The 15383-nt window shown below is 25.2% G+C and carries 8 protein-coding genes; 1 reads left to right on the top strand and 7 read right to left on the bottom strand.

All coding sequences use genetic code 11. The annotated features are described in order from the left end of the window. The first annotated feature begins 396 nt into the window (after positions 1–396). Positions 397–1296 (top strand): transposase family protein, encoded by a 900-nt coding sequence (locus VS182_RS06135; RefSeq protein WP_479492488.1) that lies wholly within the window; start codon positions 397–399, stop codon positions 1294–1296. A gap of 506 nt (positions 1297–1802) precedes the next feature. On the opposite strand, the gene VS182_RS06140 is transcribed toward VS182_RS06135, so the two are convergent. From VS182_RS06140 to VS182_RS06170, 7 genes are all read right to left on the bottom strand, one after another. Beyond that, entirely contained in the window at positions 1803–2831 is a 1029-nt protein-coding gene (locus VS182_RS06140) for a BclA C-terminal domain-containing protein (RefSeq protein ID WP_479492489.1), read from the bottom strand. Positions 2832–5210: 2379 nt separating this feature from the next. After that, a complete protein-coding gene (locus VS182_RS06145) occupies positions 5211–5336 on the bottom strand; it encodes a hypothetical protein (protein WP_479484179.1) in 126 nt (41 codons plus the stop codon). A 652-nt stretch (positions 5337–5988) separates the two neighbouring features. Next, the gene (locus VS182_RS06150; protein ID WP_479492491.1) at positions 5989–6501 is read right to left on the bottom strand and encodes a hypothetical protein; all 513 of its coding nucleotides are present in this window, start codon (positions 6499–6501) and stop codon (positions 5989–5991) included. A 1190-nt stretch (positions 6502–7691) separates the two neighbouring features. Further along, a complete protein-coding gene (locus tag VS182_RS06155) occupies positions 7692–7931 on the bottom strand; it encodes a hypothetical protein (RefSeq protein ID WP_479492492.1) in 240 nt (79 codons plus the stop codon). Positions 7932–8807: 876 nt separating this feature from the next. After that, positions 8808–9503 (bottom strand): hypothetical protein, encoded by a 696-nt coding sequence (locus VS182_RS06160; protein ID WP_479484176.1) that lies wholly within the window; start codon positions 9501–9503, stop codon positions 8808–8810. A 77-nt stretch (positions 9504–9580) separates the two neighbouring features. Next, the gene (locus VS182_RS06165) at positions 9581–9850 is read right to left on the bottom strand and encodes a hypothetical protein (RefSeq protein WP_479492493.1); all 270 of its coding nucleotides are present in this window, start codon (positions 9848–9850) and stop codon (positions 9581–9583) included. Between the two features lie 2380 nt (positions 9851–12230). Then, a complete protein-coding gene (locus tag VS182_RS06170; RefSeq protein WP_479489020.1) occupies positions 12231–14723 on the bottom strand; it encodes a hypothetical protein in 2493 nt (830 codons plus the stop codon). Between the last annotated feature and the right edge of the window lie 660 nt (positions 14724–15383).

Genomic DNA, 15383 nt, shown 5'->3' on the forward strand with positions numbered 1-15383 from the left:
ATAAAAAGATAATAAATATTACTTAGGACTTGTCCAAGAATACTAATATATCCGATTAGTGCAGATTATTGGTAGTTATTGTCAATTTTAAAATTTTATTAAAAAAGCTTAAAATAAATAAAGCGACCTTTTATATATTTTTCAAGATATATAAATACTAATGTTTTAATTGTTTGAATATTAATAAAATATATCAAAATTAATATATTTTATTAATGGTTTTAAGTTTGTGACAAAAAAACTAAGTTTATATAAAATCATTTTATCTATTTCTATATTTTTAAATTTAACATTATAGTTTATGTCTAAAAAAACACAATGTCAACATAACATTGTGTTTTTTTTATATATATACTACTATAAAATTTGATATCTAAAAGAGAGGATTGAGCATATATGTATGAATCTAAAGTTAAATACTTAAATATGGAATATTCCAAAATAGCAGCATTTGATGAAGATAAATTTATGTCTGCTGTCGGCGTAGATAAAATAATCTTCAAAAAAATAGTTAATAGAGTTAGAAAAATAGATTTAAAGACCAAAAAAAGGGCTGGGAGGCACAATATCCTTGACCCCGAAAATCAAGTATACTTATTTTTTCATAATTTTTTTCTTGGGCTTACTAATAGAATAATTGCGCAAATTTTTAGTATTAGTAAAAGCACTGTTAATAACATCATAAAAAAGATACAAGGTATCGCCAAGAAAGTATTATCTAAAAGATATCCTACAAATCAGAGTCCATATTTTTCATCTATCATATTTGGTATGTTTATCTTCGATTGTACTGAAGTTCGCATAGAAAGACCAAAAAAAGATAATAAAAAATATGAATCCGGTAGAAAAAAGTACCCTACAATGAAGTCTTTCCTTGCAATTTGTGCTGAAACAGCTGTTATTGGCTACACCAATTTTTCACCCGGGAGTGTACATGATTTCAAGCTTTTTAAAGATTCGTACATTCCATGGTTATCTAAATATGCGACTTTAATCGCTGATTTAGGCTTTCAGGGCTTACAAAAGCTATTTCTATACGTTATTTTACCATATAAAAGAAGTAAGTTGAAGGATTTGACCCCAGAACAAAAGGAGTATAATCAAAAAATTTCTCGTAAAAGATCATTGGTAGAAAGGGTTATAGGTTGGTTAAAAAGATTTAAGATTATTTCTAATAGATATCGTAATAATCCTAAAAAATTTCCAGAACAATTTGATTTAATATGCGCAATGTTTAATGCTCACCTAGCTTTAGGGAAATTCCAAGAAGTTAAAGAAGATAAAAAAGCAAGCTAATTAGTAAAATTCAAAATTCCGACAATTTACATATGTATTAATTAGGTGCTTTTAATAGAATTTCATTGTTTATAACTACAAAAATGACAAATTAAACCTATTAATAAAATATCTAAAACAAAAATCTTCGTTTTTTTATATTTTAACACTATTCATGGAATTTAAACACAAAAATAACCTTTATCATGGCTTTTAGTACTTTTGATTAGACCATTAAACACCCTTCACATTGATTTCTGGACAAGTCCATGGCTCCTTTTATACTATGGACTTGACCATAAATATTAATATAGTTATTATTAATGACATAATTTAAAATTAGCTGATTTTTTATTAAAGATATATTAAACTTTATGTGTTGCAAATTAATTTTTGGCGAAGTTTTCCTATCCCATCTTTTTTCATAATAATTTAGTATTTGTTCATTACTCAATTATATATGTGATAATAAGAGCTCCAGTTTTATCAGAATCAAAAACTTAATCTTCTTCCCATATAATTAAAAATTATCCTATTTGTTGAACTGAAAGAATTGCATTAAAATATCTAGATGCTATATATGTGCTTAAAAGTGTTTGGATTCGTAAGGTGGTATTTGCTGCGATATTTATTAACATTTTTTGTGAAGCTTTACCGTTTGTGCGATTATAAACAGAGTTAGCATGGTAGGTAGCATATAGTGTGCTCCCAGGAAGTGGTGTGTTGTTTATTAAGATTTGAAACATACCAAAGTTAAGATTGGCAATATTTGTTGTTTGGGAAATAAGGTAACCTACGGTATACCAGACAAGATATACTCCTGGTTTTGTAAACGTTAAAGTTGTTAAATCAGCTGACATTGTCATACCTGTTGTATATGTTGTATTTAAAAGATTATTTTCAGCTAAATATACATATCCTTGGGCATTTGTGATGGGTCCGTTATCTGGTGTGTTTACATCATAATTCCAACAAGAACCATAGACATTGAATACAGCAAAAGAAGTACCAGTTGCTCCTGTTGTTCCTGTTGTTCCTGTTGGCCCAGTATCACCTGTGGGTCCTTGTTGGCCTCTTGGGCCATCAACGGTTATGCCTGTTACGCCTGTTGGTCCTGTTATTCCTGTAATATTTGCGCCTGCTGGTCCTGTTGGTCCTGTTATTCCTTGTGCTCCTACAGGGCTTAGTCCTGTATTACCTTGTGGGCCAGGTGGTCCTTGTGGACCCGTTATACCTGTGTTTCCTTGTAGTCCTTGTGGGCCCTGAGGTCCTGTAAATGAAGCACCTTGTGGCCCTTGTGGTCCTATTAAACCTTGCGGACCTTGTGGCCCTTGTGGTCCAATATCACCGGTTTCACCTGTTGGACCCATTAGACCTGTTGGGCCTGTTGCTCCCGTTGGACCCCTTGATCCAATAGGTCCTTGTGGTCCTATTGGACCTGTTATACCTGTTGGCCCTGTTGGCCCTGTTGGCCCGATAGAAAGTGTATTTAATTCATCTAAAACATAACCTAAATTCGATCCAATTGCTTGTTCTTGTCTAACAATAGCGTCCATGTTTGTTTGGATATTTTTATTAATAGCAATTAATTCATTAATCGTCGGTGGATTAGGATTAGTTACACCTGGTAAAGTACCGAGTAGATATTGTAGTTTATAGCAAGTTTATTGCAACACACCATACAGGAAACTATTAGCATATACTGCTTATGTACTAAGCAAGAGACTTTCATCTCACTTAGCACAAAGTAACTTAAAGTTACCGAAAACCTATCCCTAAACAGTTTGTATCCTAGGTAAGATGATTTTCACTCACACAATAGTGGTAAATGTGTTTCTATTTTAATTATTTTTTATTTATATCTATTTTTACTGTAAATGCAAATCATTAATAAAAACCATTCTTTATATCTATTTTTTTATATTTTTTATAGTTTTCATTAATTTCAATCATCACCACTATTGTTTTCCACGTTCCAAATGATTTAAACATCTTTTATTATCAATAGGCATTTTTTGTTAAATAAGATAAAATTATATAAATTGTTCGTTATTAATTTAAATAAATAAAATTTATATAATATTGTTCCTAAATGAAAGTTAGTACTTAACAATATCCATCTTATTTTAAACCCTTGCCTTTAATAACATATACTTTTCCTATTGAACCGGCTCTTTACATTGTTCATTTTACATAAAAATGCAAACAGTTAACAGGAGGTATAAAATAATATACCTTAATCATTTAGTTCAAAGCTAAAATTAAGTTTTTTAATTAATAGCTAGGCTATTTAATATTATTTTTATATAAATATCTATTACAAATATCTATTAAGAATATATATACAAATATCTATTAAGGATATATATAAAAATAATATTAAAGGAAGAACGTGTCGCCCTTCATTTCATATGGCGTTTTTTAATAACATCTATTTGTTAAGTATGTTTAAATACTTTCTTACATAAGATGGTGTTGCTTTCTTAGTTTATTTTAATTTTTATTAATTTTTTTATTTATTATTTTTAATTAACTTATTTATTGATTTTTATTTATTAAGTTATTAAATTCAAATAAACTAATTACCACGTTTCAAAGTGTAATTTATCTTGTCATCCTTAGGCAGAGTTAGGTATTTAGTAAATAAAATTTTTCTATTTTTCTATATACTAGTCAGTAACTTGGTGAAAATAAGTTACAAACATATACCGTTTTTAGCCTCTTCGCATAATAGCTTGCCCTAGATGATATTTGTTTTTTTATTTATACCTGGCTTTTAACATTATCCCTGCTCTTGCAAAAAAGCAAAAATTATATTTAACGGAATTTTTAAGTTCATGCTGTACTTGCAAAAAAATTCATCTTTAGAACAAAACAATGATTTTATTTTTTTGTTCTTAAAACTAAGGTAGAACCTAAAAACAATGTCTTTATTTTTTTGTTTTTAAAAATACAGTAAATATGCTAACAGGTATATTGTTACACTTTAATTCTTTTTTATTATTTATAATATTTAAATATTATCCATTTTTATTGTCATTTCATTTTTTTGATTAACGATTATTTTGATATTAGGCTAATATTTAAACAAATGATATCTTTTTTAAAAAATCTCAATTATCAGTATTTTTTCTTTCTGATTTTTTTATTTTTTTGTTTTTTATTTTTTCATTATTGCTTTTTCTATTGTCTTTTGATTTTATATAAATACTATAAATAATAAAACGATTGGTTTCGTATTACTTATACTTATCCAATAACGTGTCGCCCTTCACCTTCGGTATTTAAAATACAAGGTAGTTTTTGACCCCTTATAAACCGCACGAGCATTTTACAATACATACGGCTTTAAGCTAGTAAAGATTTTTTATATTCGATGTTTCTTAATCTCACATTAAATCGATTTCGATAAATCATCTTAGCTAACTATTCCCTATAGCCTTGTAGTTGTTGTTATCAACCGCTAACATTTAGAGAATTCGTTTTTAATCATTTTTTGTAATATCTTGATGTTTTTTAACCTATTGGATGCGATATATACATGTGATATATCTTGTTTTTACTGTACACTCTTAGCCACATAAAGGGTATATATGCAAGAAATATTTTCGAACATTTCCATGATATCGTTCAATCGCTTCATCCAATAAGATTTTCATTTATTTTAACTGTACTTGCCAAAAAGCAAAAATTATGTTCTAATTTTTTTGGATATGTACAGTTATAACTATTTTTCATATTACAAACTAATGTGGCTAAGTCCTAATTCTTCCATCGCTAAAGCAGCAATCATTAGTTTAATTGAATCCTGACGATCTATATTAATTACTGGTGTAATATTCGGAATGTTTGGATAAGACACTATACCACTCTTTTCTTTGATTTTGAGTAAATTAGGTACATTTAAATAATTTGATCTATACCCTAAGTTCTAATCACTCCATAGCAATATCAGCGATTATTAGGACATCAGAACGATTAATATTAATCAGAGATGTCATATCTGGTACATTATGCGACACTTTATCGTATATCTTTTTTGTCTTAAATAAACCCTTCATTAAATACTAGACACAAGTCCCTGTAAAATTCAATTCCCTTGCCCTAAAATTGCATTACCATTGAAAAACACACTTGAAATCACCGGTTTTAGTAATCAAAACCTTTCTATAGATATAGATAAATTTCATATCCATACAACAGAATATTATTATTATGATTATTATTGACAAGCATAAAGGTCTATTTATTATTCCGTGATTATCACATGAAAAACACACTTGAAACCACCGGTTTTAGTAATCAAAACCTTGCTATAGATAAATTTCATATCCATAAGAAAGAATATTATTATTATGATTATTATTGACAAGCATAAAGGTCTATTTATTATTCCGTGATTATCACATTACTTATAAAATTTAAATTTATTTTTTAGAATTTTTTTATAATCAAAATATTTGATATGATGCCTCGCGAAGAAAAGCAAAAATTATGGAATCAAAATTAAATCATAGCTAAAACTAATCTATTTAATTCACTAAAAACTATAATAATAGTTACGCATATTTTTAAAATACAAAAAATAAAATATATTGGGATTTAAACCAAAACATATCATAAAAAAATAAATCTGAATTTATTAGTAATATTATGTATAAATCAAAAAATATAACAGGTATTATTTTTTGATTTTAATCTTTAAATTAAATTTTAAAAATAATAATAAATAACCATATCACTAACCAATGCGAAGTTTGAACTAGGGGTAGATTCTATCGCACTTGGTGAAATAGTAGGACTTTTGACAGGGAAAGCTTTTGTTTTTGGTTTATAATCTTTAATTTTTTCACTCAATAGCTTAAAAGAATTATTTATAAAATTAAAAATTTTTCGCTTTAAAGATACTGATGATCCTTCTGCATTAGCTACTGAAGTTGTTGACTTTAAATCAGATTTTGATGAGTAATTACGAAGTTTATCAATTCTAGAAAAATTCCCTCTAGAAATACTCGCCATTGAGCTATTCGATGGATTTTTTGAAATTTCTTGAATTACATGCGATAAATGCATTTTTATAACAACTGGACTTGAAGTTCTAGTGGTCGTTGATGATATTTTGGTAGTTTTTCCAGCATTAGATAAATTTAAGTTAGAAAAAGCTATTATAATAGTTATACTTATAAATATTTTTTTAGAATTTTTCATATATAATTTAGATTTCATTTCCCTGTTATCGCCTTAAGTAAGATTTATTTTAAATAAAGCTTTTATTTAAATTTTCTAATCTAAAAATAGTTGATTTGACCGAATTAAAACCATTGTACATAGATAATATATTTATTAATCCGGTTATTAAACCAACAGATATGTCGAAACTAGCAGATTGGAAATTAAAATCTTGTGTACTTAGAATTAATTTATTTATTTATTTCAACTAAGCCTTTTCTTGTATTTTCAACCATCGATATAATTTGATTTATATCATTAATGGAATCTTTTTCTTGTTCTTTTATAGTAGAAAAAAATTTTTCGTTATAATCATCTACATATTTTATTAAATAATTTATGTATTCTATTGATTGTTCTGTATTTCAAGCCATTGCATCCGAAATATTATTTAATTTATCCTTTTCATATTCTGGTAGTTGTGAAATTTTTCCATGTGTGATATTTTCTAGTAATTCTTGTCTTTTGAAAAAATAAGATTTTAAATTTTCTCGGTTATGCCGCCTATAATCAGGGTCTAAATTTATATAGAAATTAATATTATATAATAAAATTTTATATATTTTATTTGGTGTATCTCCAAATATAGAGAACTCAGAACAAATATAATTGTATAAATGCACAGGTACATTTTCTAGATCTTTATTTAATTTTTAAATTAAAGAATAGAATTTTTTTGCATTTATTGGTCTTTTTTATTGATATTTTCAATATTTTTGCTGGTGTTTACGATTGTTAAAATACCTTGTATTATTGAAGACATAGGAATTTGTTCCAATAAAAAATCCAAAAATATTTTTCCGGGCTTAATTTTACTTTCTTCATTTAGTTTAAAAAATGTTTTCCATGGATTCTCATCTTCTTTATTAGAAATTTGTTTATCATTTTCTGTTTTTAAGTCTTGTTCAATATCTTATTCATTTATTTTCAAGTCTTTTTCTACTTTTATAAGATGATTTAACGAAACGAAAGATAGTAAATATTTCAAAAACTCCTGTTTTTTATCATGATAGAGTTTTTTTATAATTCTTTGTATGTAAACAAAAGGTTGTTTCGTATTCAAAACAATATAATCAAAGACCTCTGCAAACTTTATAAATTCTTCTGGCTATAAAAGCGATTTTAGGTCTGTTTTTTGAAATAAATTCGCTCTTTCTTTCTGATAATCATCATTATTATTTATATCGCTATTTATCATATAAATTTATTTTCCCATTCTTATGCTTAGCATCATTATTATTATTTTTATTTAATATTTGTGATAAATTCATGTAGGCGGAATAAATATCGGTCATCAATATGTTTTGAAACTCATTTTCAAACCTGGCAAGCGTTTTTTCTAAATTATCAATACCTAATATTTTCTCTAATTCCCTAACAGAAACAACTTTATGGTATCTATTTAGATAACCTATCAAAGAATTCAATAAATATTTATTATCTATAAAATTTTAATTCAGAAAATTATGCAGTATATTTCTAATTATATCCTTATATTTTTCAGTAATTTCATCATTCGGATATATTAGATATATAATGTTTAAAATAATTAGCTATATCAAAGAAAAGCTTTTTTGTATCTTCAAAAGTTTCATTAACTTTATCTGATATATGAACTATCCCAGATTTATTTTTAGAACTTTGTTTCTTTTTTATAAATTCATCAAATATTTTTTTATGACTATCTAAATGGTCTTTAAATGCCTTTTTTATATCTTTAGATACAAAGTCTGTTATCTCATCTTCTTCTAGACCATATATATTTGTTGTATTTCTTTCTTCTCATTACTATTACGCCATAACGCATTATCTTTGGTATAAATTATGCTTTCATATTTGTAAAGCAAAGACAAATTATATTTTTTTCTAAAAATATAATAAATTTGTCCCAAATATTTTCATCATGATAGTTATAAAAATCTGAATCTATAAAGTTTTGGATTTCATCCCTAAATTTATTTTCATTTAAATAAATTATTTGAATATTATTTTTGATTTCATATGAAATATCTTTGATTACTTTAAAATCCCAATAATAGTCCAAATCCTTAATACTTAATTTATTCTCTTTTTTACCTTAAAAATAGTGAGCAAATATTTCTTGAATTGATCAAAATATCTTTTATGCATAATGATTTTTGTGTCAAATTGATAGCTACTACTATAATAAATGTTTAGATTATTCATCAAAATTAAGATAAATTCATCAAACAATAACTCTATAGCTATATTTAATTCCAAATTATGAACCAAATCTCTTACATTGTTACGTTTAAATGTAATTGATTTTTATAATCATAGAATTAAATGTTAGGACATGCACCGTATGCACATTTATTGAAACTAAATTTATCATCTAATTTCTGATCATGGATTGATATTTTTGTTAAAGATATCCTAATATAAGTAAAAAAATGCAACATTTGAAATAAAACTTTGGTATCATCTATATTCGTAATTTTATTAGTTATCCGAAAGTCCTTTAAGATTTTTTGAATTGTTTTTCTAAATTTATCTTTTGGCTTTGATAAAACCTCATCAAATTGACTGCTATATTTTCTCTGCCAAATATAGCTGATTTTTGTTCTGTAAACAACATCAATATTTAATTTTTTCATCAAGAAAGATATGAATTTTTGCCAAATCATATTACTACCTTTGTTATAAACGAAATCATATGCTTCAAAGAAATCTTTCATCGCACTTATAACAGATTCATTGTTAAATGATTGGTTTGGAATATTGTTTGCAATATCGAAATTTTCTATGATTTGTTTTGTGTTTTGAATTATATCATCAATTGTCTTTCCTGAATTGAGTAGATCTTCTAATATACGCCTATAATCAACTAAATCATTATTTTGAATCTTATGACTTGTTTCTAAAAAACTACGAAATAAAATGACAATTTGATCTAGATAATCAATCCTATTTGGTTTTTTTAATAGATTAATTATGTCTGGATCGGGATTATTTAAAAAACTTAAAAAGAGATGCAAAAATTCAAAATCACCAACATTTTCTATGCTTTGCTAGAAACTCTGATTTTCTCCAAGTATCTTAGACATCTCACCACTTAATAATTTATCATCTTTTCTCCAAGTATCTTAGACATCTCACCACTTAATAATTTATCATCTAAAAAACCCTTGCGGTCGTCTTTATTTACAGTCACATATGTTTCTACCTCATCAAGAATTTTTTGATCCGTTAATTTATGAATTAAAAGTACTTTTTGATGATCATCTTTTGTATATATTTGTTCTTCATCTATTTTACTAATAATCAAACGTAGTTTTTCTATATGATCTGAGTAGCCTTGATTTGTTTTAAGAAGTTTCCTCATACTATCAATATACTATCAATTTTATCTTTTATTTTATATAAGATTTTATTTGAAACCATATCATCATTATCATAATTGATCATATGTGGAGATGAAATTAGCTTGTTTAACTTAGTATAATAATCAAGCAGATGACTATATCTTCCTTCAATTTTAGGTCATACTTCGGATTTTAATTTATGATTTTGCAATAACTTAAGCTTAGATATTTCTCCTATAATTTTTTGTTTGCATTGCTCTAAACTTTCTTTGTTCAAAAAACTGTTAATTATTTTTCTATATTTATTGTAATTTGGTCTTGCAAATTTTTTAGCAAAAGAACTAAAAAAACACCTATCATAAACAATTGATTCTCCGTTAAGCTTTTGAAGAACAATTTATATTTTCTGGTTTACTAATAAATTGCAAAAAATCTTGCCAGAAATCTAAGCTATCAATTTGAAAAGAAGGTCTTTTTTGTTCTATATCTTCAACAACATCATCATCATTGATAGAATTAAGATCTTGTAATTTCTTCTTCCATTTTTCTTTAATTGATTATTTGAAATCCTCTAAAAGGTCGCTATTTACATCAATACTAAATACATCCAAAGCAAAATCATGATCAATAAAAAGTTTTTTATACGAATCACCGATAACATCTTTTCACGTATTTTGATCCGATACTGTTAAGATATATTTCTCAGATGACAGCTTTTTTTGCAACATTCTTGTTTTTAAGATTAAAGATCTGCAAATCAAATTTTGGGATAATACAGTGGCGTACTTGCTACTTTTTTGTATTATCTTTAATTTTTTTATACATTTTGTTACCTATCAAAACATTCGAACAATTTAAATCTTGTGAATTGCATTATTGCTCCAAAAGAAATAACGTAATTACCTTGAACTAGGCCGAAAATCAATGCTACGTGTGTTTAAGAGCCTAATCAAAAGTACTAAAAGCTATGATAATAACTATTTTTATTTAAATCCCACCTATAGTGTTAAAATATACAAAAATGAAGATTTTTACTTTAGTAATTTTATTGATAGGTTTAATTTGATATTTTTGTATTTATAAACAATGAAATTCTATTAAAGTACCCAACTAATACATATACAAATTATCATAATTTTTAATTTTACAATTTAGCTTGCTTTTTTATCTTCTTTAACTTTTTGGAATTTGCCTAAAGCTAAGTGTGCATTGAACATGGCACATATTAAATCAAATTTTTATAGGAATTTTTTAGTCTTATTACGACATATATGAGAAATAATCTTAAATATTTTTAACCAACCTATACCTCTTTCTACCAATGATCTTTTACGAGAACTTTTTTGATTATGTTCTTGAGTTAAATTATTTAAATTACTTCCTTTAAGTATTTAACTTTAGATTTATAAATAGAACTTGTCCAGAAATATTAATATAGCCGATTAGTAATGGTGTAATTTAAACACCAAAATAGCCATTATCATAGTTTTTTGTGCATTGAATTAGAGTCTTAAACACTATTTAACATGGTTTATTTGACAAGCTCATATATGTTTAATCCTCTATTTTAAATATCAAATTCTATAGTAATATATATCAAAAAAGATTAAAATATAAAATTTTAATCTTTTTTGATATATTTATATATTTATATATTTATATATTTATATATTTATATTAAAATCTAAAAATATTAGAAAAAGATAATTTTATAAGAACTTATTTTTGGTATAAATTTAGAACTATTAATAAAAAATATTTATTTTAATAAGAAAGTATTAAAATATAAATACTTGCAATATTAGTATTTACAAGTCTTAAAAAATATATGAAAGGCATATTTATTGTTAATTTTAAGATTTTTTACAAAGTTTTAAAATTAACAATAAATACTAATATATCCGATTAGTACGGATTATTAGTATTTATTGACAAATCCATAAGCGAAAAAAATTTTCATTGTAATCATCTACATATTTTATTAAATAATTTATGTATTCTATTGTTTATTCTGTTTTTACAGACATTTAATACAAAATATTATTTAATTTATTCATATTCTAATAATTGTTACATTTTTATTGTAATATTTTTGAGCAATTCTTGTCTGTTGAAAAAATAAAATTTTAATTTTTTCAGAAATTCTGCCTATAATAAGGTTCTGAAATTATATATAAATTGATATTATCTAATAAGTTTTTATATATTTTATTTGGTTTATCTACACTAGAGAACTCAGCACAAAAATATATGTTAATATATTTAAATATAATCATAAATCAAATTAATAGTGATAATTTTTTCTTTATATATATTACAAGTGACCAAAATATGATCATAATATCTTTTAAAAAATATAAAAAAGATTTATCTTTAAAAATAATATTTAAATATAATAAATCAATAACTGTTGCCTTTTAATAAAAAATCTTTAAACCTAAGTTTAGCGTCTTTTAAATTTTTACCCAATAATTGTTTCCATGGATTTAAATATTCTTGTAAGGTAACAAGAGCTTTTTTCTGTAAATTATAAACAAATTGTTCTACTTGGAATTTATCTTCAGGTCCATATTTATCATCAAACATCAATCTATGAATAATATCTTTTAATACACGCATTTCAAATTGATTAATAACCAAACCGTTACTGAGGGCAAAATCCTGTATCGTTGCCAACTTATTTTCCATTTCATCTTTTATGAATACATAATCCTTATGATTTAAAATTTCATGGTCAATAATATCAGGAATTTCTTTATTAAGGTCACGTAATGAATAAAAATTAGTTATAAAATGATGATTATTCGATATAGCTGTCAGTAAATTTTTATAAAATAACTTTAACTTATGCGTTGATTTTCCATAAAGGTCCTCATCGGGGAGGTTATGTATAGCATTAATAACATTTTGTTGCCCCTCATGTTTATACCGACCCAAGAGTTGGTGTAATTCATCATTGTTAATAAAACGCAAATCATCTAGTTCAAAAATACATTGTTGAAGATCAAAAAAAACAATTTCTTTTAATCTTAATAATTTTTGGAAAATTTTATTATATTCTTCTTCGCCATAGACATTAAATTTTTTTATCTTGTTAATTGTATTATCTAATATAACTTCTAATTCATTTTTAATAGGTTTATTTATTTTAGCCAAAGCAGACTTAACCGCTGTAAATTTATCTATAATTTTCTGATTAAAATCACGTGAAATAATTTTTCCATTAACAAAAGGAGGTAATTCAATATCAGAAATTAAGTAATAACTCTCAAATAAAAAACGATACTTACTGAAAAACAATAAGATTTTAGTAGAAATTCCTTTATTAGATGTATTTTCAATCTCTTTTTGAATGAGTTGTTTTCCATGTTCAAAATTTTTGCCTAAAAGTTTCTTTAATTTAGATTTATTAATTTTTAAAACCTGCAAACCATCAAATACACGCAAAACATTTTTATCAGACGTGTATATATTTAAAAGAGCTATTTCTTGTATATAATGAATCAATTCGTCTATTTTAGCCAAATCATCCGAATCATATTTATTATATTTAAGTATTTTATCTTTAATTGCCTGTAAATCTAGCCTATATTCTGAAAAAAGATCTTCATTTATATTCAATACATCTAATGAAATAGTTTGAATTTGTGCCAAAAGACCATTAGGGTCTTTTATCATATATAGCTTAGGTGATTTCAACCGCAAAGATGAATAATAATTATGAAAAATAGGATTATTTTCATCGAAAAAAAAGGATATTTTTTTATAAAATTCTCTATCTTGAACCGAAGCTAATTTTATTGCATCTTGAACTATCTGTTTTGCATGTTTAAGATTCTGGCCTAAAAGTAGCTTTAATTTATCCATATTTATAGGTGATAATATCATCCCATTAATCGGCACAAAAACTTTATTCCTATAAAACGATTCATCTATATCTGAAATTGCCGCTTTTTTTAAAGAAATCTTTAAAGACTCTATTTTAGCAGCATCCTCAGCTTCATATTTATTATATTTAGAAATTTTTTGCTGAATATCAAATATAGCTTGTTGGTTTTTCTCTAAAATGGAATTTCTAATTTTAAATGCTATCGCACATATATCATGTATCTTTTGTAGAATATATTTACTATTCTCAACAAAATCAGTTTTATAATCATCTATATTAGATTCCAAAGGCTTAGGGGTCTCAAAATCTAAAATCTCATAATAATTCCTAATCAATGAATCTTGTTCATGAAAAAACAAAGCAAATTTTTTAACCAACTCATGCTTAGACATTTCTATACTTTCTATGGCATTTTCAAAAAACTGCTTACCATAAGAAATATTTTGGCCTAAAAATCTCTGTAAAGTATGATCAACAAAAAAAATGTTATCATCTAATGCATTAATATATAACTTTAAATCAAATAGCGCTGATGCCTGTAATTGTTGAATAAAAACAGATATCTTAGAAAAATCAGTAACTTCATATTTACCTTCCGTCATAATTTTATCCTTAATATTATTTAACAATAATAGGTTTTTCGATAAAATATCTGCATTCATTTTTTCGGCTATTAACTGAATAAAATTTAATTCTAATAAAATATCTTCTGAACTATGATAATTATCAATCAAAGGAGGTGGACTCAAATTTTGAGCTTTATAATATTTCTGTACCAAAGGACCTTCTTCATAAAGAAGAGATAAAATTTTTTCATATAACTCTAAATCAGGATTATAAAATTCCGTATTATCATCAATAAAAAAAGCTAAATCACTTGATAAAAAAGTCTTTTTATTAATATCTGCAATATCAGAAATTTCATCTGATTTGAAACTTAATCCTACATTGATAGATATAAAATTTAAAAATAACAACGCACATAATTTTTGAACTTTATTCATCATATCATCCTCTTTAACCATAGCAATAATTTTTAAAAAATATTTCTTTATCTTTGTTTTTTATATACTTTGCAAATTTTTTAATTGATTTTTTCACATCTAAAGGATAAATAATAATAGCTGTTTTTAATGAATCAATAAAATGAAGGCCTTTTGTTAAGCTTATTTAGATTATCTCTTTTGAAGTATAACAATAATGTGTTAAAACATATTCTTTTGTATCCAAAATTGGTAAAATAACTATAGTATCTCAAGACGCAACAATTCTGCTTTCTTCTTTATAACGCACGTTTGACTTCTAATAGGATAGCTTCAAACATCTTTATTTAATATAAAATTAATAATAGAATGACCCTATAAACTTCTTTTATCTAGATTAGAATAATGGGAACCTGAGCCTTGTACAGCATGTTTAGCTAATGATAATGACTTTGTGTCTTTTGACATACTGTGAGCTTGTACAATAACCCATGTTAAAGAGTGTTTAAGAACCTAATTTAATGAACAAAAAGCTATGATAATTGCTATTTTTGTTCATTAAATTACATCATTACTAATCAGCTATATTAATATTTCTGTATAAGTCCTGTATCGTCAATTATCAGAAAGTAAGGTTGATTTCCTATCTTAGCTTTCTGCATACTTTCTTTGAAAGAAATA

The sequence above is a fragment of the Pasteuria ramosa genome, from assembly GCF_056496785.1.